Source organism: Stenotrophomonas sp. 116085_Sma, from assembly GCF_056479585.1.
This window is the reverse complement of the sequence record NZ_CM151057.1, coordinates 1,990,180-2,013,017: the sequence shown is the minus strand read 5'-3', so window position 1 is coordinate 2,013,017 and position 22,838 is coordinate 1,990,180. Positions and strand designations below refer to the sequence as shown.

Annotated in this window: 22 protein-coding genes; 5 read left to right on the top strand and 17 right to left on the bottom strand. The window is 67.0% G+C overall.

Annotated elements, in window-relative coordinates; translation table 11 throughout:
• Nucleotides 1-4 precede the first annotated feature (4 nt).
• Together ACZK0Z_RS09475 and ACZK0Z_RS09470 are read left to right on the top strand one after the other, a co-directional pair.
• On the top strand, nt 5-1,105 hold the full coding sequence (locus ACZK0Z_RS09475) for a DUF5694 domain-containing protein (protein ID WP_197632118.1): 1,101 nt from the start codon (nt 5-7) through the stop codon (nt 1,103-1,105).
• Nucleotides 1,106-1,166: 61 nt separating this feature from the next.
• Nucleotides 1,167-1,457 carry a putative quinol monooxygenase gene (locus tag ACZK0Z_RS09470; RefSeq protein ID WP_005410081.1) on the top strand — a complete coding sequence of 97 codons (291 nt, stop codon included), beginning with the start codon at nt 1,167-1,169 and terminating at the stop codon, nt 1,455-1,457.
• On the opposite strand, the gene ACZK0Z_RS09465 is transcribed toward ACZK0Z_RS09470, so the two are convergent.
• From ACZK0Z_RS09465 to ACZK0Z_RS09420, 10 genes are all read right to left on the bottom strand, one after another.
• Nucleotides 1,399-1,701: a hypothetical protein gene (locus ACZK0Z_RS09465; RefSeq protein ID WP_080354966.1), complete on the bottom strand. Its 303-nt coding sequence runs from the start codon at nt 1,699-1,701 to the stop codon at nt 1,399-1,401. The two genes, ACZK0Z_RS09470 and ACZK0Z_RS09465, sit on opposite strands and share 59 nt — an antisense overlap.
• A 62-nt stretch (nt 1,702-1,763) precedes the next feature.
• Nucleotides 1,764-3,953, bottom strand: a complete 2,190-nt coding sequence (locus tag ACZK0Z_RS09460) for a PAS domain S-box protein (RefSeq protein WP_049427236.1) — start codon at nt 3,951-3,953, stop codon at nt 1,764-1,766.
• Nucleotides 3,954-4,161: 208 nt separating this feature from the next.
• Complete coding sequence (locus tag ACZK0Z_RS09455) at nt 4,162-6,549, bottom strand: Tex family protein (protein ID WP_049427237.1); 2,388 nt, start codon at nt 6,547-6,549, stop codon at nt 4,162-4,164.
• Between the two features lie 207 nt (nt 6,550-6,756).
• Entirely contained in the window at nt 6,757-6,972 is a 216-nt protein-coding gene (locus tag ACZK0Z_RS09450) for a hypothetical protein (RefSeq protein ID WP_005410085.1), read from the bottom strand.
• A 719-nt stretch (nt 6,973-7,691) separates the two neighbouring features.
• The gene (locus ACZK0Z_RS09445; RefSeq protein WP_197632119.1) at nt 7,692-8,144 is read right to left on the bottom strand and encodes a hypothetical protein; all 453 of its coding nucleotides are present in this window, start codon (nt 8,142-8,144) and stop codon (nt 7,692-7,694) included.
• Complete coding sequence (locus ACZK0Z_RS09440; protein ID WP_014037612.1) at nt 8,141-8,344, bottom strand: PspC domain-containing protein; 204 nt, start codon at nt 8,342-8,344, stop codon at nt 8,141-8,143. Before ACZK0Z_RS09440 ends, ACZK0Z_RS09445 begins: the two co-directional genes overlap by 4 nt.
• A gap of 67 nt (nt 8,345-8,411) precedes the next feature.
• The gene (locus tag ACZK0Z_RS09435; protein ID WP_197619825.1) at nt 8,412-8,780 is read right to left on the bottom strand and encodes a YfeK family protein; all 369 of its coding nucleotides are present in this window, start codon (nt 8,778-8,780) and stop codon (nt 8,412-8,414) included.
• Nucleotides 8,781-8,813: 33 nt separating this feature from the next.
• A complete protein-coding gene (gene phaC / locus ACZK0Z_RS09430; RefSeq protein WP_197632120.1) occupies nt 8,814-9,881 on the bottom strand; it encodes a class III poly(R)-hydroxyalkanoic acid synthase subunit PhaC in 1,068 nt (355 codons plus the stop codon).
• On the bottom strand, nt 9,878-10,957 hold the full coding sequence (gene phaE, locus ACZK0Z_RS09425; RefSeq protein WP_197632121.1) for a class III poly(R)-hydroxyalkanoic acid synthase subunit PhaE: 1,080 nt from the start codon (nt 10,955-10,957) through the stop codon (nt 9,878-9,880). The genes phaC and phaE overlap by 4 nt, the downstream gene beginning before the upstream one ends.
• A 22-nt stretch (nt 10,958-10,979) precedes the next feature.
• Complete coding sequence (locus ACZK0Z_RS09420) at nt 10,980-11,594, bottom strand: CDP-alcohol phosphatidyltransferase family protein (RefSeq protein ID WP_049429661.1); 615 nt, start codon at nt 11,592-11,594, stop codon at nt 10,980-10,982.
• 350 nt (nt 11,595-11,944) lie between these two features.
• On the opposite strand from ACZK0Z_RS09420, the gene ACZK0Z_RS09415 reads away from it, so the two are divergent.
• Nucleotides 11,945-12,589, top strand: coding sequence for a class I SAM-dependent methyltransferase (locus ACZK0Z_RS09415; RefSeq protein WP_049429662.1), 645 nt, complete (start codon nt 11,945-11,947; stop codon nt 12,587-12,589).
• Between the two features lie 82 nt (nt 12,590-12,671).
• On the opposite strand, the gene ACZK0Z_RS09410 is transcribed toward ACZK0Z_RS09415, so the two are convergent.
• The 5 genes from ACZK0Z_RS09410 to ppsR all read right to left on the bottom strand — a co-directional run bounded on the left by ACZK0Z_RS09410 (nt 12,672) and on the right by ppsR (nt 16,973).
• On the bottom strand, nt 12,672-14,036 hold the full coding sequence (locus tag ACZK0Z_RS09410; RefSeq protein ID WP_197632122.1) for an MATE family efflux transporter: 1,365 nt from the start codon (nt 14,034-14,036) through the stop codon (nt 12,672-12,674).
• 133 nt (nt 14,037-14,169) lie between these two features.
• Nucleotides 14,170-14,787, bottom strand: a complete 618-nt coding sequence (locus ACZK0Z_RS09405; protein WP_197632123.1) for a DUF2239 family protein — start codon at nt 14,785-14,787, stop codon at nt 14,170-14,172.
• Between the two features lie 144 nt (nt 14,788-14,931).
• Complete coding sequence (locus tag ACZK0Z_RS09400; protein WP_197632124.1) at nt 14,932-15,420, bottom strand: NUDIX domain-containing protein; 489 nt, start codon at nt 15,418-15,420, stop codon at nt 14,932-14,934.
• A 42-nt stretch (nt 15,421-15,462) separates the two neighbouring features.
• Nucleotides 15,463-15,972 (bottom strand): DUF1249 domain-containing protein, encoded by a 510-nt coding sequence (locus tag ACZK0Z_RS09395; RefSeq protein ID WP_049429665.1) that lies wholly within the window; start codon nt 15,970-15,972, stop codon nt 15,463-15,465.
• A gap of 179 nt (nt 15,973-16,151) precedes the next feature.
• A complete protein-coding gene (gene ppsR, locus ACZK0Z_RS09390) occupies nt 16,152-16,973 on the bottom strand; it encodes a posphoenolpyruvate synthetase regulatory kinase/phosphorylase PpsR (RefSeq protein WP_006452040.1) in 822 nt (273 codons plus the stop codon).
• Nucleotides 16,974-17,117: 144 nt separating this feature from the next.
• On the opposite strand from ppsR, the gene ppsA reads away from it, so the two are divergent.
• A complete protein-coding gene (gene ppsA, locus ACZK0Z_RS09385; RefSeq protein WP_049429666.1) occupies nt 17,118-19,496 on the top strand; it encodes a phosphoenolpyruvate synthase in 2,379 nt (792 codons plus the stop codon).
• 137 nt (nt 19,497-19,633) lie between these two features.
• Nucleotides 19,634-20,530 carry a mechanosensitive ion channel family protein gene (locus ACZK0Z_RS09380; RefSeq protein WP_049429667.1) on the top strand — a complete coding sequence of 299 codons (897 nt, stop codon included), beginning with the start codon at nt 19,634-19,636 and terminating at the stop codon, nt 20,528-20,530.
• 89 nt (nt 20,531-20,619) lie between these two features.
• On the opposite strand, the gene ACZK0Z_RS09375 is transcribed toward ACZK0Z_RS09380, so the two are convergent.
• Both ACZK0Z_RS09375 and ACZK0Z_RS09370 read right to left on the bottom strand, forming a co-directional pair.
• Nucleotides 20,620-21,735 carry an alkene reductase gene (locus ACZK0Z_RS09375; protein ID WP_459018109.1) on the bottom strand — a complete coding sequence of 372 codons (1,116 nt, stop codon included), beginning with the start codon at nt 21,733-21,735 and terminating at the stop codon, nt 20,620-20,622.
• Nucleotides 21,736-21,906: 171 nt separating this feature from the next.
• Nucleotides 21,907-22,779 (bottom strand): EcsC family protein, encoded by an 873-nt coding sequence (locus ACZK0Z_RS09370; RefSeq protein WP_014647556.1) that lies wholly within the window; start codon nt 22,777-22,779, stop codon nt 21,907-21,909.
• Nucleotides 22,780-22,838 lie beyond the last annotated feature (59 nt).

Here is a 22,838-nt window from a genome sequence, read left to right as displayed (position 1 = left end):
TCGTATGTTCGTTCGCTTGGCCAGCGTCCTCATCCTCGGCCTGTGCAGCACCGGCGCGCTTGCCGCCGATGCCACCTATCGGCCGGCCTTTCATCCCGACCAGCTGAAGGGGCCGCCCGCAGGCCGCCCCAACGAGGTGCTGGTGCTGGGCAGCCCGCATCTGTCCGGCCTGCCGAAGGCCTTCACACCGGACATTCTGCAGCCGTTGCTGGAGCCTCTGCTCGAGCGCCTGCAGGCATGGCAGCCCAATGCCATCGCCGTGGAGAACCTGTCCGGCCTGCAGTGCGACTTCATGCGCCGCAACCCCACCCGCTACGCTGAAAGTGTCGAGACCTACTGCATCGACCCGGCACCGGCCCAGGCCGCGACTGGCCTGGACGTTCCCAGCGCCAATGCCGAGATGGAGCGCCTGCTCGCGCAATGGCCGAAAGCCCCGACGCCGGCCCAGCGCCGCCGCCTTGCGGCCGTGTTCCTGGCCGCAGGCGAGAACGGTTCGGCGGTGGTGCAATGGCTGCGCCTGCCCATCGACGAACGTCGCGCCGCCGACAGCCTGACGCCGGAGCTGGTGCAGTTCCTTGACAAGCGCATTGCCAGGCGCGACGAGGCCGGCATGATCGCCGGCGTCCTCGCTGCACGCCTGGGCCTGGAACGGCTGTGGTCGGTCGATGACCACACTGCCGACGCGCCCACTGCAAAGGACAAGGAGAGGGCCTATGGCGCGGCCCTGCAGGCGGCCTGGGACAACCCGGCATCCACGGCGCGGTTCGCCGCCGACGAACCGCTGCACGCCAATCTGGCCAAACCCGATGGAATGCTCGCGCTCTATCGCAACTACAACGCACCGGAAACGGCGATGACCGTCTACCACAGCGACTTCGGCGCGGCCCTGGTCGAGCCGTCACCCGAGGCCTTCGGGCGCAATTACCTCGGCTACTGGGAAACCCGCAACCTGCGCATGGTCGCCAACATGCGCGACGTGCTCGGCCAACACCCGGGCACCCGCATGCTCACCATTGTCGGTGCCTCGCACAAGGGCTACTACGAGGCCTACCTCAACCAGATGCACGATGTGCAGCTGGTCAGTGCGGACGCAGTATTGCGTTGACAGGATGGGTGCCGGCCACCTGCCGGCACTATCCTGCAGGGCCACATCCACAGGTGCCCGCATGCTCAAGGTCATCGCCGAAGACTTCATCCATCCCGACGCCGTGGACACCGTGCTTCCGCTGTACCGGGAACTGGTCGCGTGCACGCAGCGCGAGCCGCTCTGCCTTGGCTATGAACTGTTCGTGGACCAGAAGGATCCCGGGCATTTCGTCTTCATCGAGCAATGGCCGGACCGCGCCGCCCTGGACATCCACTGCGCCAGCGAGCATTTCCAGCGGTTGGTGCCGCAGATCAATGCCTTCCAGCGCGCGCCATGCCGGTTCCTGCTGATGGATGCTGCGCCTCTGTAGTGCCGGCATCAACGCAACCGTGATCCCGCCGACTGTGCCGCCACAGCACCAGGCTGGCCACCATCGTGCACGCCAGGGTCAGGGCCAGCAGCGCCAGCACGCTTCCCTGCAGCACCGGCAACATTGCCTGGGCCAGACGATCTTCACGCACCTCCTCCAGCCGCAGCCAGGCGGCCAGGGTCAGGCACCAACCGACCATGGCCGGGGCGAAGGTGCGCACCGTCATCGGGTTCCAGACATTCATGGGATCACCTGTGCGAGAGGAAGTGGGCGGAGTATTCGCGCCCGCCTTCTCACTGGATGAGATCAACCCTCGGCCGCGTCGGTATCGTCGCCCGGCAGCTCGCTGGCCTCGCCCTGCACCTGCACGTTGTTGCGGCCCATCGCCTTGGCCCGGTAACACTGGGCATCGGCCGCGGCCACCGCCTGGTCCACGCTCATCCCGCCGGCCAGCGGCGCGATGCCGATGCTGGCCCCTACCCGCAACCGGTTCTGGTCCCACGGAATCGACAGCGACGCCAGAGTGTGCAGCAGCTCACCGCCAATGCGGGCGGCACGACGCGGCGTGCAGCCGGACAGGATCACCGCGAACTCGTCGCCGCCCAGCCGCGCCACCACATCCGAATCGCGCACCCCGTGACGCAGAACGCTGGCCACCGCCCAGAGCACCGCATCACCAGCCAGATGGCCCCAGGTATCGTTGATCGGCTTGAACCTGTCCAGATCGATGTACATCAGCGACGCAGCCTGGCCGGTACGTTCAACGCGGGTGATCGCCTGCTGCAGGTGCACCTCGAAGCCACGGCGGTTGCTCAGTTCGGTCAGCGGGTCGATCTCTGCCAGATGACGTGCCTCGCGCTGGCGGGCACGCTGCTGGGTATCGTCGCGAAGCACCCAGACCGCGCCGCGAACGTGGCCCTCGTCATCGCGCAACCAGGCGCGGGTGAGGTCCACCGGCACCGTGGCGGTACCCAGGCGCAGCAGCAGGTCGGCATGCAGGTCCACCGCGTTGCTTTCCGGATCCAGCAGTACCGACACGTCCAGCACCGAACCCGGCGCATACTCGGTGGTCAACGCCAGCACATCCTGCACCTTGTGCCCGGCCAGCGACAACGCGCCATCGCCGGCCAGCGTGCGTACCGCGGCGGCGTTGGCGTAGTCGATACGGCCATCGAGGCTGACGCTCAGCACCAGGTCGGCCACGGCATCCAGGGTGATGCGGCTGCGCTGTTCGCTTTCGAACAGCCGCTGCTCGCTGCTGCGCTGGGCGGTGATGTCCTGGATCTGCGACACGAAATGCAACGGCTCGCCATGCTCGTTGCGCACCAGCGATACCGACAACCGGGCCCAGATCACCTTGCCGTCGCGATCAAGATAGCGTTTCTCCAGGTGATAGTGGCTGCGCCGCCCAGCCAGCAGGTCCTGCACCAGCGACAGGTCGGTCTGCAGGTCATCGGGATGGGTCAGGCGCTGGAAATCCACCTGCAGCAGCTCTTCCCGCGGATAGCCGAGGATCCGGCACAGCGCATCGTTGACGTCCAGCCATCGCCCTTCCAGCGACACCAGCGCCATGCCCAGCGCAGCCGAGGTGAACGCACCAGCGAACTTCTCCGCGGACAAGCGTGCCTCGGCTCGCGCCTGCAGTATCTCGGTGATGTCGATGGCCATGCCGACATAGCCGATGCGTGCACCATCGGCACCGTCCATGCGGCTGATCGACAGGCGTACCTGGCGTGGCTGGCCGTCCTTGCGCAGCAGCGTCCATTGCCGCGAATAGGTCTGGCCATCGGCACGCGCACTGAGTGCCTCGAACACGCCTGGCAGATGGCCAGCGGCATCGGCCAGCGGTCGCAGCCAGGCGTTCAATTCCTGCGGATCGTGGAAGGCATCCAGCCGGCGCTGGCCAACCACCTCGGCCGCGCTGTAGCCCAGCAGGCGTTGCGCGCCGGTATTGAACAGGGTGATGGTGCCATCGGTATCGGTGGCGATCACCGCCACCTCATCGGAGGCATCGACCACAGCCTGCAGGCGTTGACGGGTCTCGGCCGCATCATGGCGGGCCTGCTGCAGTTCGGTCACGTCGGCATGCGCGCCGGCCATCCACAGCGGCCGGCCCTGCCCGTCCCATTCGAAGACGCGGCCACGGTCCTGGATCCATATCCACTGGCCGTTCTTGTGGCGCATCCGCAGCAGGCACGCGTAGTTGTCGGTGCGTCCCTCGAAATGCTCGTCCAGTGCCGCGTCGGACAGCGCTATGTCATCGGGATGGACAAGCTTCAGGAAGGTCTTCTGGCAGATCGGCTCCAGCTCTTCCAGGCGGTAACCGACAATCTCGGCCCAGCGCGCGTTGACCCGCATCTCGCCGGTCTGCACGTTCCATTCCCAGGTGCCCGCAGCGGTGCCATCGATGATCATCGCCAGCCGCCGACGCTCTTCGGCCAGCTCCTGCAGGCGACGCTCCAGCAACCCGTTGCCGTTGGTGCCCTGGCCCGCCATCAACGCTGCCCCCGGCCCGCGCAGGCAGGCGTTGGCCGCAGCAATGCGCTGCAGCGTGCAACGAAGACGGCGGGTCGTGCTGGCGTCATGGCCCTCCCCAGCGACAGCGGGGGGGCCGAACGCCTCCCCTCCAGCGCAAGTGTGCGCAATCACGGGGAAAACCGACAAGTCCCCCGTCGCGGATCAACCGTGACGGGGGGCACGGACCTCAGCTGCGCTTGGCCCGGGCGAAGGCCTCGGCCAAGGCGTTGTTGGCCGGCGGCGCCGACTGCGCGGGCCGCCCGCTGTTGCCCTGGCCCCGGTTCGGCCCGCGGTTCTGCCCGCCTGCGTCACGGCGCGGCCCCTGGCCCTGCCCGCGCTCCTCGCGCTGGCCAGGGCGGCTGGTGGCCTGCCCCGGGGTGTCGTCCAGGCGCCGGGTCAGCGCGATGCGCTTGCGCGGCACATCCACTTCCAGCACCTTCACCTTGACGATGTCGCCAGCCTTGACCACGTCGCGCGGGTCCTTCACGAACGTATCGGACAGCGCCGAAATGTGGATCAGGCCGTCCTGGTGCACGCCGATATCGACGAAGGCACCGAATGCCGCCACGTTGCTCACCACGCCTTCCAGCACCATGCCTTCGCGCAGGTCCTTGATGTCCTCCACGCCTTCGGCGAAGCGCGCGGCCTTGAACTCCGGACGCGGGTCGCGGCCCGGCTTCTCCAGTTCCTTCAGGATGTCGCGCACGGTCGGCACACCGAAGGTGTCATCGGTGAACTGCTCGGCCTTCAGTCCGCGCAGGAAGCTAGCATCGCCGATCAGCGCCTTGATCGGGCGCGCGGTGCTGGCGACGATGCGCTCGACCACCGGATAGGCTTCCGGGTGCACCGCCGAGGCATCCAGCGGCTGGTCACCGTCAGCGATGCGCAGGAAGCCGGCGCACTGTTCGAAGGTCTTCTCGCCCAGGCGCGCGACCTTCAGCAGGTCCTTGCGGCGCTTGAACGGGCCGTTGTCGTCACGATGCCGCACGATGTTCTCGGCAACCGTGGCCGACAGGCCGGACACACGAGACAGAAGCGCGGCCGAGGCGGTGTTCACGTACACCCCGACTGCGTTCACGCAGTCCTCCACGCGTGCGTCCAGCGCCCGCGCCAGGCGGTACTGGTCCACATCATGCTGGTACTGGCCCACGCCGATCGCCTTGGGCTCGATCTTGACCAGCTCGGCCAGCGGATCCTGCAGGCGACGTGCGATCGATACCGCACCACGCAGCGACACGTCCAGCTCCGGGAACTCCTTGGCCGCGAACTCGGAGGCCGAGTACACCGACGCGCCGGCCTCGCTGACCACTACCTTCTGCAGCTTCGGGTTGGCAGCGGCCTTGATCGCTTCACCAGCCAGCTTGTCGGTTTCGCGGCTGGCGGTGCCGTTGCCGATCGCGATCAGTTCCACGTTGTGCTTGGCGCACAGCTGCTTGATCGTCTGCAGCGACTGCTCCCACTGGCGACGCGGCTCGTGCGGGTAGATGGTGTCGGTGGCGACCAGCTTGCCGGTGGCATCGACCACGGCGATCTTGCAGCCGGTGCGGATGCCCGGGTCCAGCCCGAGCACGGTCTTCGGGCCGGCGGGTGCCGCCAGCAGCAGGTCCTTCAGGTTGTCGCCGAACACCGCAATGGCCTCAGCCTCAGCCTTCTCGCGGGCCTGGTTGAACAGGTCCAGCAGCAGATGGGTGTGCAGCTTGGCGCGCCAGGTCAGGCGGCACGCATCCAGCAGCCAGCGGTCGGCGGCACGGCCCTGGTCGGAGATGCCGGCCTTGCACGCCACGCGTCCTTCGGCGTACAGGTGACCCGCCTCGGCATCGCTGCCCGGGTCCAGCTCCAGGAACAGGATCTCCTCGCGGCGCGCACGGAACAGCGCCAGCAGCCGGTGCGAGGGGATCTTCGCCAGCGATTCGGCGTGCTCGAAATAATCCCGGTACTTGGCACCCTCGGTTTCCTTGCCCTCGGCCACACGGGCACGGATCACGCCGGTGTCGCCCAACCAGGTGCGCAGCTCGCCGACCAGCGCGGCGTCTTCGCCCCAGCGCTCCATCAGGATCGCGCGCGCGCCTTCCAGCGCGGCCTTGGTGTCGGACACGCCCTTGCCGGCGTCGACGAATCCGGCAGCGAAGACCTGCGGGTCCTGCGTCGGGTCGGCCAGCAGGCCATCGGCCAGCGGTTCCAGCCCCGCCTCGCGGGCGATCTGAGCCCGGGTGCGGCGCTTGGGCTTGTACGGCAGGTAGAGGTCTTCCAGCCGGCTCTTGGTATCGGCCGCCAGGATGTCGTTGCGCAGCTCGTCGCTCAGCTTGCCCTGCTCGCCGATGCTGGCCAGCACCGCAGCGCGACGGTCTTCCAGCTCGCGCAGGTAGGTCAGGCGCACTTCCAGGTTGCGCAGCTGGGTGTCATCCAGGCCCCCGGTCACTTCCTTGCGGTATCGCGCGATGAACGGAACGCTGGCGCCTTCGTCGAGCAGGCCGACGGCGGCACGTACCTGGGCGGACTGGGCACCGATCTCGTCGGCGATGGTCTGGGCGATCTGCTGGGCGAGCGCGCTCTGGGCGTTCTTGGCGTCGTGCATTGCTTCAGGTCTGTGCCGCGTTACGGGAAGACCCCATTCTGGCAATCGACGACGCAGCCGGACAAGGCATTGACAGGGGGCAAGGTTCAGCGGCGAGGCCGGATTGGACGCCGGCATCCTGGCGGAGAGCGGGCTCGGACTGGCCCGGGGCTGGGATGCCGGCGCGGGCGCGCGATGGTGGGCGCGCCCTGCCGCGTGTTGCGGAGGTCAGCGGTAGTGGCGGGCGGCGCGCTGCATGACGATCTCGTCACGCATGCCTTCCAGGGCCATCAGGCGGACCTTGCCGACACCCTGCAGTTCCATGAACCGCTCCGTGTAGAACTCCGGCCCCAGCGCGGTGTCGGCGCGGGATTTGCTGAAGCCGTAGGGCACCACGCCCTTCTCGCCATCCTTGCTACCACCGACATAAAGAACGATTGCCATGTGATGTCTTCCTCCAAATTGCTACTGCGTACTGCACTCGATGAGCGATGCTGCGAGCTCATCGAGGGAGAGCTTACCGCGTCGAACCTGACTGGAACGTCACGAAGTCTAATGACGATCGGTTGCATGGAGATGACGGCGGGATCGCAGCAGAATGCTTACGGATCTTTAACCTCCGGCTAACGAATCGCGGGGATTCCACCAACGGCGCAGCCCCTCGTGGGTGGTTTGGTTGGTCGCGGAAAGCCGGTTTCCTGGGGGCTGGCCGGGAAGGTGGGTAGGCCGGGGACGCCGTGAACCCGTCCCTGGGGGCTTGGCCGCGGCATCCATGCCGCGGACACCCCGCCCTACCCACCCTCCCGGCCGCTGACACGCTCCTGGTGCCTGCCGCCACCCACGGAGAAGAAAAAAGAAGATCAAAAGCAAAAGCAGCCGGGCTGGCCGCTTTTTGTGGAGCCGAGCGCAGGCTCGGCTCTACACGAGCAAGCGCAGCGCGCGACCCGCTTCTGCTGTTCTTTTTCTTCTCCGTGGCTGGACGCGCACGGAAACTGTCAGGGGCCGGGCGGGGTGGGTTCGCGGGACCGTTGGCGCCATGGATGGCGCCATCGAGCCCCCATGGATGGGTTTACGGCGTGTCCCGCGAACCCATCCTGCCCGGCCCAATCGCATGAAACGCATTCCGCGACCACGTCACGAGGGGCTGCGCCGTTGGCTGGAAACTACGGCCACCAGCCACGCCCGTACCGGGCGAAATAATCGGCCGCGCGCTCGAATGGATTCCGCGCACTCACCCCGCCACACAGCAGGTACACCGGCAGGTACAGCGGCCCCAGCACCATGTACTGGTAGACGTGCGCGCGTTCGTGGTCGTCCAGCCGGATCAGCGGCTCCACGCCCCACCCCGCCTGATGTGCATAGGTCCGGCACGAAATGCCCAGGTCATGGCCGGTGTGCAGGATCACATTGCCCAGCGTGATCGCCCCACCCGGCCCCCATGGCCAGCGGTCGAACACCAGCGCACAGTCACGGCCGCTCCAGCGCAATGTCGCGCCGCCGAGCATGCCGGCCAGGCCGCCGATCACGCCGATCACGGAATTGGGTGACGTCCACACCGCGCCCAGCACCTGCAGCGCGCGCAGCCAGATCGGCCAGGGCTCCGGGGCAGTCTTCAATCGGCCTCGTTCGGCATCAGCAGCCACAGGATCAGGTAGACCAGGATGCCGGGGAAGGCCGCCGAACCGATCGAGACCAGCACGAACACGATCCGCACCAGCGTGGGGTTCCAGCCGAAGCGGTGGGCGATGCCGCCCATCACGCCGGCAATCATGCGGTCGTTCAATGAACGCGACAGCGTCTTGGGCGTGGTGTTCATGGCGGTGTCTCCTCAGCTTGCGGGCAGAGCCAGTCGAGCATGGCTCGACTCTACACCGCCCCCATATCTACGGCGTGCGATGGCGCAGCGCCTGCAGGCGTGCGCCGAACCAGGCAGCTGCGCTCTGTTCAGGCTGTCCCGGGCACTGGATACGGTACGGCTTGCCGCTCATGCTGCTCTGGCTGGCGGCTCGCTCGATGAACTGCTCGGCACTGTCGATCTGGTTTTTTTTCAGCAGATAGTCGTACTTGCGCTGCAGGTGCGCACGCGCGTCACTGCCGTCATACCAGCTGCCGTTGCGCTGGAACCTGCATTGCGAGCCATCAAGGCTGGAGATCAGCTGGGCGATCTCGCGCTGTGCATCCGCACTGGGTGCGGCGTGGGCAAGCGGCACTGCCAGCAGTGCCGCAAAAATCAAAAGAATCCGGTACGTCATCATCCCCCCAGGTCAGTCGAGCATGGCTCGACTCTACAGGTCACGCGCCTTCAACCAGTCATCAATCGTCGCCGGCACTTCGCGCTGCGCGCGGCCGGACACGTAAATGCCGATATGCCCGCCACGGAAACTGGACTCGGTGTAGTCGTCGGTGCCCAGGCGCCCACGCATCGCGCGCGATGCATCCGGCGGCACCAGATGATCCTGCTCGGCATAGATGTTCAGCACCGGCAGGGTCACCTGCGACAGATCCACCGCTTCCTCGCCGATCCGCACCGTGCCGTTCACCAGCCCGTTGCCCTGGTAGAACTGCTTGATGAAGTCACGGAACGCCTCGCCCGCCAGATCCGGCGAATCGAAGATCCATTTCTCCATGCGCAGGAAATCCTCCAGCGCGGCCTTGTCATCCAGGATGTCGAGCAGACCGACGTACTTCTGCACGTTCAGCCGGAACGGCTTGAGCATCAGGTAGCTGGCATTCATCAGATCGGCCGGGATGTTGCCCAGCGTGTCGACCAGCAGATCCACATCCACCTGCCGTGCCCAGTGCGAGAGCATGTTGTCGGCGGTCTGGAAATCGACCGGGGTGACCATGGTGATCAGCTTGCCCAGCTTCTGCCCGCGCAGTGCCGCATAGCACAGCGCGAACACGCCGCCCTGGCAGATGCCGAGCAGGTCCACCGGCCCACCGCTGCGCGCGCGCAGCGCATCCACCGCGCCATCGATGTAGCGCAGCAGGTAGTCCTCCAGGGTCTGGAAGCGCTCGGAGCGGTCCGGGTAGCCCCAGTCCAGCACATAGACGTCCTGGCCCAGCGCCAGCAGCTTCTGTACCAGCGAGCGGTCGGCCTGCAGGTCCACCATGTACGGCCTGTTGACCAGCGCATAGACAATCAGCAGCGGCGTGCGGCGGGTGGGTGCCTGCTCGCCGACGAAGCGGTACAGCACCACCTTGCCGTCGCGCCAGACTTCCTCGCGGGCGGTCACGCCATAGTCCACGTCTTCCACCTGCGGCAGCAGCTTCAGCCCTTCCATCAGCTTGCGCTGCATGGCCAGGGTCTCCTGCATCAGGTCATCGGCATTGAAGCCCAGCGGTCCTTTCATCGGTCACGCGCCCGTGCGGTGGTGCGTGCGGCAGCCTTCTTCGCCGATGCTTTCTTCGCCGGCGCCTTCTTCGCGGCCGGCTTCTTCGCCGGTGCGACCTTCTTCGCAGCTTTGCGTGCCACGGGCTTCACCTTTGCCGGTGCCGGCTGCGACACCGGATCCACCGCGGCAGTGCCCGCCAGCACCGCCACCTGCGCCTGCAGGCGGCGCAGGCTGCGCTCCAGTTCGGCAATGCGGCGATGCGCAGCGTCCATCTCGCTGCGGGTCGGCAAGCCGATACGCTCACTCATCTGTTCCACCTCGCGCTGCAGGCCGGCGCGCAGTCGCATCTGTGCGTTGCCCAGCGAGGCATACACCTGCTGGAACGGCTCGGACATGGCGACCTTGGCGTAGGCCTCCTCGGCCACTTCAATCCACAGGTCGAACATCGCGCGGGCACTGGTCAGCTGGCTGCCGGGCTGCTCGTGCTGGGCCAGGCGCTGCTCGAACAACGCGAAGGCCTCGTCCAGCGCCTGCTTGATCTGCTCGACGTAGGCACGCGAATGCTGCTGGTATTCCTCCTGCGCACGCAGCAGGGCCTGCCAGCGCGCCTGGTGTTCGCGGCCGGGACCGAATGCCGGGCTCTGCAGCCACGGGCCGGCCTGCAGCTGGAACTGCTGCAGCCACGCGGCGAACTCGGGTACGGCGGCGCCGGCGTGGGTGCTGCCCCGAGCGCCCTGCAGCATCCACTGCAGCATGCCGTCGCCCTGCCCCTGCACCGCCTCGCGCCAGGCCTGGGCCACATCGGCGCTGCTGGCGTCGCGGCCAGCAAAACGTGCCGCCACTTCCTGCATCGTGCCGTACCAGCTACCCGCCTGTTCGCGGAAACGGCGCACGGCATCTTCCGGCGCACCCTGCCCCTGTTCGGGCAGCAGCTGGCCCCACCAGTCGAACAGCCGTTGCCAGCTGCCGGGGTCATCACCGGCCGGTGCACCGGGCGTGGTCGCATGGCGCAGGGCATCGCCCCAGGCACCGAAGTACTGCCGGGCCAGGGCTTCGAAATCGCTGCTGCCGGCGTCGTGGGCCGAGCTGGTCATCGCAGGCCTCCGCAGGGCTGGCTCATGGCTTGGGAATGCGCAGGGTCTTGCTGATCATCAGCGACCCGGACAGGGCGAACAGCAGCACCATCGGGTGCAGCTGCCAAGGGCCGATCTGCCACTGGCCGAACCAGAGGTCCTGGCCGATGGCATCGGTACCGGCAGCTATGGCCAGCACGATCACCAGCACCAGGCTGGTCGGGATCGGCGTGCCCTCGAAATACTTGACCTTGCCCTCGTCGCCGGCCAGCGCCTCGGCGGTGACGTTGTAGCGCGCCAGGCGGCTGACGCCGCAGCAGACGAAGTAGCTCAGCACCAGCCAGTCCCAGCCGCCCTGCATGCCGCATGCATAGGCCAGCGCCGCCGGGGCCACGCCGAATGAGATCACGTCGGACAGCGAGTCCAGCTCGCGGCCCAGGGTGGAGCTGGATTTGCGCCAGCGCGCGATGCGCCCATCGAGGGCGTCGAAGATGAAGGCCAGCGGGATCAGCGCCATGCCGAACAGCAGGTAGCCGCGCTCGCCGTCCTGCAGGAAACGCATCGCGGCGAACACCGCACCGGTGCCGCAGAAAGCATTGGCCAGGGTGAACCAGTCGGCCAGCTGGAATTCGCGCAGCATCGAGAAGTGACGTTTCATGGAGTCTCACGGAGCATCAAGGCCCACAGGTTACCGCGAGCACCGCCATGGGTGACAGCGCCTGCCAGGCCCATTCTTCACCATGCCCTCACCCACCCTCACCAGCGGTGAATTTTTCGCCACCCATCTTGACAGCCTAGGGGGGTGGCGCCTGTCGCGGCTTATCCACAAAGTTGCCCACGCGTAATCCACACCCCCTGTGGACAACCAGATCTCACCGACTGCGACGCTGGACATTTCCTCATCACCCCGCAGCGGGGTTTCCCTACTTCCCAAGCCGCAAGGTCAGCGCTATCGTCACCGGCGGACCCGCCGCCGCCACGTCCGAATCTCTTCGATGGACGACGACGATGCTGGATGCTTCCACCTTGGCCGCGCAGCTGCGGCAGCCACATGGCGACGCCGCGCTGGCGGTGGCCGACTCGATGAACCGCAGCAACAGCGCCCTGAACCTGGCCGCGATCGGGCTGCTGTCGGTGGCGGCCGGCGAGCACATCCTGGAGATCGGCCCCGGCAATGCGGCCTTCGCGCCACAGCTGATGCAGGCGCCGGGCAGCCAATATCTGGGCGTTGAACTGTCCGCCGCCATGGTCGAGGCCGGCAACCAGCGGCTGGCCAGTGCCGGCCTGGGCGACCGGGCGGCGATGCGGCTGGGCGATGCCCATGCGCTGCCGGTGGACGAGGCATCCGTGGATGCCGCACTGGCGGTCAACACCCTGTACTTCTGGCCCAACCTGGCCCCGGTGCTGGACGAACTGGCGCGCGTACTGCGCCGGGGAGGCCGGCTATGCCTGGCGTTCGGCGATTCGGCCTTCATGCGCAGCCTGCCGTTCGCCGCCGATTTCCAGCTGCATGAGCTGGACGCAGTGGAGCTGGCCCTGCGCGTATCGGGATTCAACGTCTCGGCCTGGCGCAGCCATCGCGAAACCGCCGCCGGCAATGACGGGCAGACGCGGGAGAAGCATTTCCACCTGCTGCTGGCGCATCGGCGCTGATTGCCGCCGGGCATGGTCCGGCGCTACCCGACCCGAATCGGCGCTGATTATCGCCGGGTGCGATCCGATCGAGCGGCCGGCACTACCCACCTTGCGTCCGTCGCCGCCATCGCGCGAAACAGAGCGCCTGCAACAGCAGCATCGCCACCAGTCCCAGCGGCCACGCCCACCACAGGCCGGCCAGCCCGTGCCGCGCCTGCAGCCACATCGCCAACGGCAGCTCCAGCAGCAGCACCGCTGTCACGCCCAGCAACGCCGGCATCAGCACAGTCCCGCTGCCGCGCATCACGCCGACCAGCACCGTGGTGACGCCCATCGCCAGCACGCCCCACGCGACCGTGCGCAGCTGCAGCGTGGCCAGTTCACGCACCTCCGGTGCCGCCAGGATCAGGCCGGTCAGCCACGGCGCCAGCGCCATCACCAGCAGCACCACGACCGTCAGCATCGCCAGGCCCAGCATCACGCCGGTGCGGGCAATGGCGGGCAATCGTGCCGCACGCCCTGCCCCCATCGCATGCGCGGCGAGGATGGTGGCGGTGATGCCCAGCGACATGGCCGGCAACTGCACCCAGCTCATCAACTGGTTGACCGCACCATAGGCCGCCGTGGCGGTATAGCCATAGCTGTTGATCCAGCCGAGCAACACGATCTCGGCAATGGCCAGGCTGAGCATCTGCAGCGAGGACGGCACGCCGATGCGCAGCATCGAACGAATGATCGCGCCATCGAAACGGATGGCCCACAGCAGTTCACGCCCTGGCGCCAGCGGATGCCCCAGGCGATGCCAGCGCCACAGCAACCAGACCAGCGCCAGCAGCGAGGCAGATGCGGCCGACACCGCGGCACTGGCCGCGCCCAGCTGCGGCAGGCCGCCCCAGCCGAGGATCAGCAGTGGCGTGCACAGCAGGCCGAGCGCGGTCGCCAGCAACAGCGCGTGCAGCGGCGTCTTTGCGTCACCCACCGCGCGGCTCACGGCCGTCGCCAGCCACAACAGGAAGAACGCCGGCGCACTCAGCAGCAGCACCCGCGCATAGACGATGGCCTCGCCGAGGACCGGCGCCGGCGTCCCCAGTGCCGCCAGCATCTGCGGCGCGAACACGCCGCCCACGCCCATCACCAGCAGTGACAACAGCAGGGCAAGCGCCACCGCGCTGCCGGCCACCGCGCGTGCCCGCTGCAGTTGGCCGGCGCCCCAAGCCTGGCCGATCAGCACCATTGCGCCTGTTGCCAGACCCATCACCAGGGCCATCAGCAGGAAGAACACCGGGAAGAACGCAGCGGCCGCAGCCACCGCCTGCGTTCCGAGCAGATGGCCGAGGTAGACGTTGTCCAGCGTGCCGGCGGCCAGCTGCAGTGCATTGGTCAACAGCATGGGCAGCAGCAGGGCCAGGTAGGTGCGCGACAGCGGCGGCGCAATCGGAGGTGTCGCGTGTGCAGAAGGGCTCATGGGGTTTCTCTGGGCAAGGCGCTGCCCTGCCCGGCGTTTCCGCCAGCAAAGCAAGCACGAGGGAAGCGGGCAATCGCCCGCGATCAAGCGGCGCCGCCGTTCAACCACGGCGCCCCGGGTCGGTCGTCAGTACTTAAACAGGTGGGGTATCGAAGGCCAGCTGCAGGGCGTGATCGCGCACGTCCCCGGGCCAGCGGTGCAACGTCGCTTCCAGGCCCACGCGGTCATGCGCGAACAGGAGGCGGATGGCCTCCTCGAAGCCGGGAAGATCACCGGCAATGGCCTGCAGGAAGTGATAGGCACGCTCGGCATCGCGGCGCTGCCGGTCCTTGTCGGCACCCGCACGGCTGGCCGCTTCCACCAGCCTGCGCAGGACCACGGAGGCGCCACCTGGTTGTTCGGCCAACCACGCCCAATGGCGCGGTAGCAGCGTCACTTCGCGTGCGACCACGCCCAGCTTCGGGCGTCCACGACCACGTGGGGCGGCAGGTTCGCCTGCGAGAGCGGTTTCGGCATCCGCTTCCACGGCCGACGGGAGCGCATCGGCCACTCGCGCCAGCAGCTCTGCGTCACTACCGCGCGTATCGAAATCACGGGTGCGGCCGGTGGCGTTGTCGAACACCAGCAATGGTCCGGCCGCGTTGCCGGCGCGCAGCTGCTTGAGGGCCAGCGCGGCCACTTCCGGGGTACCGGAAACGACCAGGCGATGGCCGTCGAAGCAGCTGAAGGGGGGCAGTCGGGACGTGGGCATGGCAATGGCAACAGGGGTGATGCACAAATATTGCCCGGGTAATTTGCGCCCGTCAATATCACCCGGGTATTAATAATACCGGGAGAGCGTGCCCACCAAGGTTGGCACCCACCGGAATGGTTGGCACCGACCCGATTCCCTGGTTCACAGGCGGCTGTAGGACCAGCTGACCATGCGCCCGTCCTTGTACGGCATCACTCCGTGGAACGGGCGCGGGTCGGCGTCGAACACCAGCGGCAGGAAGTTGCGGTCGCCCTCCCACATCGGCAGCGTGTCCAGCTTTTCCAGGTCGACCCATTCCAGCGTGCCTTCGTGGTTGCCGCCGTGCGGGGTACCTTCGAAGGTATCGATGACGAACACGAAGCCCAGCCAGTCCTCGCCGTGCTTGCCGAAGCCCGGCCAGCTGAGGGTGCCGCGCAGGCGCATGCCAGTGCAGTCGATGCCGGCCTCTTCCTGGATCTCGCGGCGCATGCTGGCGGCCACGTCCTCGTCCGCCTCGATCTTGCCGCCCAGGCCGTTGTACTTGCCCAGGTGCTGGTCACCGGGGCGGGTATTGCGATGGATCATCAGCACCTGGCGACGATCAGGCGACAGCACGTAGCCCAGGGTGGCGACGATCGGGGTATACGGCATGAGGCAGCATCCAGCGGCAGGTCAGCCGTGGATTATGGCCGATCAGCGCACCAGCGACAGGCGGCGTTCGGCAGGCGTATCCGCGCCATCGGGATCACGGCGCAGGGTGGCCACGCCGTGGCCGCGCTCGGCCAGGTATTCCAGCCACTTGCCAAGGAAGGTGTTCATCCGCATGCGGTGGCTGATCAGCTCCGCTGGCGGCGGGTAAAGGCCCATGGTGTCCTGCCAGCGGCGGCCGACGTAGCAATGGGTGGTCTCGGCCTGGCGCGCGTCACGGTACAGGCGCACATAGGCCGACGGATCCGGTTCGCCGGTGACCGGGTCGGCCAGATCGTAGGTCAAGCGCAGCTCCACCGTGTAGCGGTGGCACTCGATCACGTCCAGGCGCACGTCCAGGCCGTCGCCGATCGAGGAAATGTAGCTGCCCGCCGCCAGTCCGGCCGGTTCGAACAGGCGCACCAGATGGCGGTAGTTTTCCGCGTACAGGCCCATGAGCCAGCTCAACCGGCTCAGGCGGGGAATGCGTTCGGTACGGGGCAAGGCTCGGGCCATGGGTCGATCCTACACGTTGGTGCTTCAACGTGGGGGCGGTTCGAGGCACAGCCAACCCGCCGGTCGCTGTCACCGCTGTAGCGTCGAGCCCATGCTCGGCTGGGCCACCTGGTTCTGGCCGAAAGGCAGCCGAGCGTGGGCTCGGCTCGACAGGGCCCAGCATCCACTGGGCGCGCGCCTCAATACAGCTCGCGCTGCAGCCCCAGCGTGGCCAGCACCTTGCTGGAGATCTCCTCGATCGAGGTATGGGTAGTGCTCAGGGTCGGGATCCGCTCCATCTGGAACATCACCTCGGCCGCGGCCACCTCGCGCTTGCAGGTGTCCAGGTTGGCGTAGCGCGAGTTCGGGCGGCGCTCCTGGCGGATCTGCTGCAGGCGGTCCGGGTCGATGGTCAGGCCGAACAGCTTGCGCCGGTAGTTGCGCAGGCGCGGCGGCAGGCGGTCGCTTTCCAGGTCCTCGTCGGTCAGCGGGTAGTTGGCCGCGCGCACCCCGTAATGCAGGGCCAGGTAGATGCAGGTGGGCGTCTTGCCGGCGCGCGACACCGCCACCAGGATCACGTCGGCGTCGTCATAGTTCACCGCAATGCCGTCGTCGTGGGTCAGCGCGAAGTTCATCGCATTGATGCGGCGGTGATAGGTGTCGAAATCGACCATGCCGTGGGCCTGGCCGACCCGGGCCAGGCGCGGACTGGCCAGTTCACGCTCCAGTGGCTCGATGAACGGCGCAAACACATCCAGCATCAGTGCCCCGCTGTCGGCCAGGATCAGGCTCAGGCTCTGGTCCACGCAGGAGTTCACCACGATCGGCCGGACCTGGTACCGCTCCCCCGCCGCCTGGATCCGGGCACAGGCTTCACGCGCTTTTTCGGGGTCGTCGACAAACGACATCCGGTCGGTAATGAAGCTGAACCCGGAGAACTGGGTCAACAGGCTATGCCCAATGGTTTCAGCGGTGATACCGGTTCCATCGGAAACGTAGAACACCGGACGGATGGTCGACATGCGCGCTTTTACCCCCTACGAAGCTTAAAAAGGCCGCCAGCACAAGCTTGTGCCGACGGTGCTCTGCCCGGCATCATATCGGCTTCTTCCTACGGACGCGGCCACTCAGCCCGCCTCGGGCGATGGCCAAACGGAGCATCGCGCTTGAACGAGAACATCCTGTGGTTGCACGAACTGCGTCTGGCCGATCTGGCCCGCGTAGGCGGCAAGAATTCGTCGCTGGGCGAGATGATCGGCAACCTGGCCGGTCTGGGCGTTTCGGTGCCGGGCGGTTATGCCACCACCGCTGAAGCCTTCAAGGACTTCATCGCGCACAACGATCTGTCCAAGCGCATCTTCGACAAGCTGGCCACGCTGGACGTCGAGGACGTCAACGCGCTGACCGCGGCCGGCAAGGAAATCCGCACCTGGGTGATCGATGCCCCGCTGCAGCCGCAGCTGGACCAGGACATCCGCACCGCCTACGCCAAGCTGAGCGCCGACAACGGCGGTGGCGACGTAGCCGTTGCCGTGCGTTCGTCGGCCACCGCCGAGGATCTGCCCGATGCCTCCTTCGCCGGCCAGCAGGAAACCTTCCTCAACGTCACCGGTGCCGACGACGTCGTGCACAAGGTCAAGGAAGTGTTCGCCTCGCTGTACAACGACCGCGCCATCGCTTACCGCGTGCACCACGGCTTCAAGCACGAGGACGTGTTCCTGTCCGCCGGCGTGCAGCTGATGGTGCGTTCGGGCGTCGGTTCCTCCGGCGTGCTGTTCACCCTGGACACCGAGTCCGGCTTCCGCGACGTGGTGTTCGTCACCTCCTCGTTCGGCCTGGGCGAAATGGTCGTGCAGGGCGCGGTCAATCCGGACGAGTACTACGTCTACAAGCCCACCCTGCAGGCCGGCAAGCCGGCGATCCTGCGCCGCTCGCTCGGCAGCAAGGCGATCCGCATGGTGTATTCGGATGTCCCCGGCGAGCGCGTGAAGATCGAGGACACCCCGGTCGAACTGCGCAACACCTTCTCCATCAGCGACGAAGACGTGCAGGAACTGTCCAAGCAGGCGCTGGTCATCGAAAAGCACTACGGCCGCCCGATGGACATCGAGTGGGCCAAGGACGGTGTCAGCGGCAAGCTGTTCATCGTGCAGGCACGCCCGGAAACGGTGAAGTCGCGCAGCCACGCCACCCAGATCGAGCGCTTCGCGCTGACCGAAAAGGGCGGCAACGTGCTGGCCGAAGGCCGTGCCGTGGGCGCCAAGATCGGTTCGGGCGTGGCCCGCGTGGTGAAGACGCTGGACGACATGAACCGCGTGCAGCCGGGCGACGTGCTGATCGCCGACATGACCGACCCGGACTGGGAACCGGTGATGAAGCGCGCTTCAGCCATCGTCACCAACCGCGGTGGCCGTACCTGCCACGCCGCGATCATCGCGCGCGAGCTGGGCGTGCCGGCGGTGGTTGGTTCAGGCAACGCCACCAAGGTCATCGAAGATGGCCAGCTGGTCACGGTCAGCTGCGCTGAAGGCGATACCGGCTTCATCTACGAAGGCAAGCTCGGCTTCGAGCGCACCACCACCGATCTGGGCAACATGCCGCCGGCACCGCTGAAGATCATGATGAACGTGGCCAACCCGGAACGTGCCTTCGACTTCGGCCAGCTGCCGAACGCCGGCATCGGCCTGGCCCGCCTGGAAATGATCATCGCCAGCCATATCGGCATCCATCCGAATGCGCTGCTGGAATACGACCGCCAGGACGCCGCGACCAAGAAGAAGATCGACGAGAAGATCGCCGGTTACGGTGATCCGGTCAGCTTCTACGTGGACCGCCTGGCCGAAGGCATCGCCACCCTCACCGCCTCGGTTGCACCGAACGCCGTGATCGTGCGCCTGTCGGACTTCAAGTCCAACGAGTACGCCAACCTGATCGGCGGCAGCAACTACGAGCCGCACGAAGAAAACCCGATGATCGGCTTCCGCGGCGCCAGCCGTTACGTCGACCCGAGCTTCTCGGCCGCCTTCGCGCTGGAGTGCAAGGCCGTGCTGCGCGTGCGCAACGAAATGGGCCTGGACAACCTGTGGGTCATGATTCCGTTCGTGCGCACCCTGGAAGAAGGCCGCAAGGTCATCGAGGTGCTGGAACAGAACGGCCTGAAGCAGGGCGAGAACGGCCTGAAGATCATCATGATGTGCGAAGTGCCGTCCAACGCACTGCTCGCCGATGAATTCCTGGAGATCTTCGATGGCTTCTCGATCGGCTCCAACGATCTGACCCAGCTGACCCTGGGCCTGGACCGCGATTCGTCGATCGTGGCGCACCTGTTCGACGAACGTAACCCGGCGGTCAAGAAGCTGCTGTCGATGGCCATCAAGGCTGCGCGCGCCAAGGGCAAGTACGTCGGCATCTGCGGCCAGGGCCCGTCCGATCACCCGGATCTGGCCGAATGGCTGATGCAGGAAGGCATCGAATCGGTGTCGCTGAACCCGGACACCGTGGTCGACACCTGGCTGCGCCTGGCCAAGCTGAAGGCCAACGGCTGATGCACTGATGGCCGCAGGCTGACGTCGTGTTCATCGGCGTCAGCCCATACTGCTGCTGCACGCAAGCCCCGCCTCTGCGGGGCTTCGTGTTTCTGGCGTGCACGCACGCCCTGCCCTTCGCAGCAAAGGATGTCCGCATGATCGCCGCAGCAGCACCCGCCGCCCCCGCCGCAACGCCCTGGTTCCACTCGCTCGACTGGGAACGCCTGCTGGAAACCTATGGCGTGCCGTTGCTCGCCGCCATCGTGGTGCTGCTGGTCGGCCTGTGGGTGGCGCGTCGCCTGTCCAACGCGATGCCGCGCGCCACAGCGCGCATGGGCGTGGACCCGATGCTGGGCACCTTCCTGCGCAACGTGGTCTATGCCACCTCACTGGTGATCGTGGCGCTGCTGGCCATCGACACGCTCGGCGTGAAGATCACCCCGCTGCTGGCCGTGCTCGGCACCGCTGGCCTGGCCGTCGGTCTGGCATTGAAGGATTCGCTGTCCAACATCGCCTCGGGCGTGATGCTGGTGACGCTGCGCCCGTTCCGTGTCGGCGACGTAGTGACCGTGGCCGGGCAGACCGGCACGGTGCGCGAAGTGCGCATCTTCCAGACCGTCCTTACCGGTGCCGACAACCAGCACACGACCATCCCGAACACGCTGATCACCGCCGCACCGATCATCAACCTCACCGCCGAACCGACCCGCCGCGTCGAACTGGTGATCGGCATCGGCTACGAAGACAACATCCAGCTGGCACGCGACACCGCACTGGCACTGATGAAGGCCGACCCGCGCGTGCTGCAGACGCCGGCACCGGACGTGGTGGTGTACGAACTCGGAGCGCATGCGATCAACCTGGGCATCCGCTGCTACGTGAAGTCGGCCGACTGGTTCGGCACCAAGGTGACGCTGCTGGAACAGCTGAAGCTGGGCTATGACAAGGCCGGTATCAACATTCCGTATCCGCAGCAGGACATGCACCTGTACCTGCATGGCAAGGATGGCGGCGTAGTCGAGGCCGACGCGCTGGTACGCGACAAGCCCTGATCCAACCCGGGAGAGTGCCGACCAAGGGTCGGCACCCACCCCATTTCCATGCGCCGGTAGTGCCGACCACTGGCCGGCAACCTCCCCGATCAGGCGACGGCGCGTTCCTCCAACGCCGGGTAGTCGATGAAGCCCACCGCACCACCGCCAAAGAACGTCGCCCGATCCGGCGGGTTCAATTCCGCCCCCAGACGCAGACGCTCCGGCAAGTCCGGGTTGGCAATGAACGGCCGGCCGAAACCGATCAGGTCGGCCCAGCCTTCGGCCAGCGCCTGCCCGGCGCGATCGGCGGTGTACTTGCCTGCGTAGATCAGCGTGCCCGGGTAGACCATGCGCAGCGCCTGCTTGAGGGCCACCGGCATCGGCGGTGCATCGTCCCAATCAGCCTCGGCAATGTGCAGGTAGCCCACCCCCATCTCACCGAGCAGGTGCGCGGCAGCGAGATATGTCGCTTGCGGCGTATCGTCCACCGCGCCCTGCAGCGTGGTCAGCGGCGCCAGGCGCACGCCAACGCGATCACCGCCGGCCACTGCGACTACCGCCTGCCCCACCTCGCGCAGGAAGCGCAGCCGATTCTGCAGCGAACCGCCGTAGCCGTCGGTGCGCTGGTTGGCCTGCGAGTCGATGAACTGGTTGATCAGGTAGCCATTGGCGCCATGCAGTTCGACGCCGTCGAAGCCCGCCTCCAGCGCATTGCGGGCGGCCTGCGCGTAATCGGCGACGATGCCCGGAATCTCGTCGGCGCGCAGCGCACGCGGCATCGAATGCTGGATCATCTCGCCGACGCCGGCTTCGGGACCTGCCCCTGTCGGGTCGACGAACACTTTCACGCCTTCGGCCAGCAATGCCGAGGACGACACCGGCGCCGCGCCATCGGGCTGCAGGGCCACATGCGAGACGCGGCCGACGTGCCACAGCTGCGCGTAGATGCGGCCACCGGCGGCGTGCACCGCATCGGTCACCTGCCGCCAGCCCTTTACCTGTTCGGGGCTGTGGATGCCCGGCGTCCAGGCATAGCCCTGGCCCTGCGGGCTGATCTGGGTGCCTTCGCTGACGATCAGGCCGGCACCGGCACGCTGCGCGTAATAGGTCGCCATCTCGGCGGTGGCAACGTTGCCGGCAGCCGCACGCGAGCGGGTCATCGGCGGCATCACGATGCGGTTGGGCAGGGTCAGCGGGCCCAGACGGTGGGAGGTGAACAACATGGCGGACATCTCTTGCAGGGGGAGTGCCAGCAAGAATGGGGACCGCCTGCGAAAGGCAACAGGCGTGTCGTGGCAAAACAGTTGTGCCCGGCAGGCAAGGATGGCCTGCTCAGGGGTCGGATCCCTTGGCAACGCAAAGGGCTCTGACCCCAAAAGCGACCCCAAAGCCGGTTACAGCGTCGGCTCGATCAACACGCCACCATGTGCCACCCGGTCATAGCAGGTGCGCACCACATCTTCCCCGTACTTCAGCTCCAGCCGGCGCACGATGAAGTGGCCACGCGCCATGTCCTGGTAGTAGTCGGTGAACATGGTATTGAGCGTTGCCCCGGCAGCGGCACCGACAATCGGCACCGCCTGCGCGGCGAATTTCTCGGTGACCACTACGCCGAAACGCGCCGCCACCTTCTCCACCATCTTCGCCAGCAGCTTGCCGGCTTCCTTCGGCGCCACGCCCAGGGTCAGGTCACGGCCGGTCACCACACGCCCGGCCAGTTCGGCCGACAGATGCCGCATCACGTCGGTGGTGAAGCCGCGGGCCAGGTAGTAACCGGTCTCGCTGGCGTCATCACGCGGCGAGTTGCCACCCAGCGCGAATACCTCCAGGCAGGCTTGGCGGGTGCTGAACTCGGACAGGTCGAAGCCCTCGCTGCGGGCCACGTCGGCCACCGCGCGCATCATGATGGTGGTTGACACCGGCAGCTCGATGAACAAGGCCGCGAAGCCGAACGCCCCGCCAACCGCGCCGGAGGTGGCGGCCGCCAGCTTGTGCCAACGGGTGGAGGCGCCTTTGCCCGGGGTGTTGTCCATGCTCCACAGCGCGGCCTGCGCGGACTTGGACAGTGCCGCCTGCACGGCGCCATGGATGCGATTGGAGACCGAGCTGGGCAGCGCCTTCACCGCGAACTCCAGCGGCGTGCCGACCAGGTTGGCCATGCGCGCGGTCAGGGTCGGCGCTTCCAGCAGGGCCACCGCCCGCTGCAGGTCGGACCAGTCGCGGGCGTCGTGGGCGATGTCGCGGGGGAGCAGGATCGGCTCGTTCATGGCGCCGATCTTAGCGCCAGGGAGTTGAACGGTTCGTCGCGGGGCACGACAGAGGGATC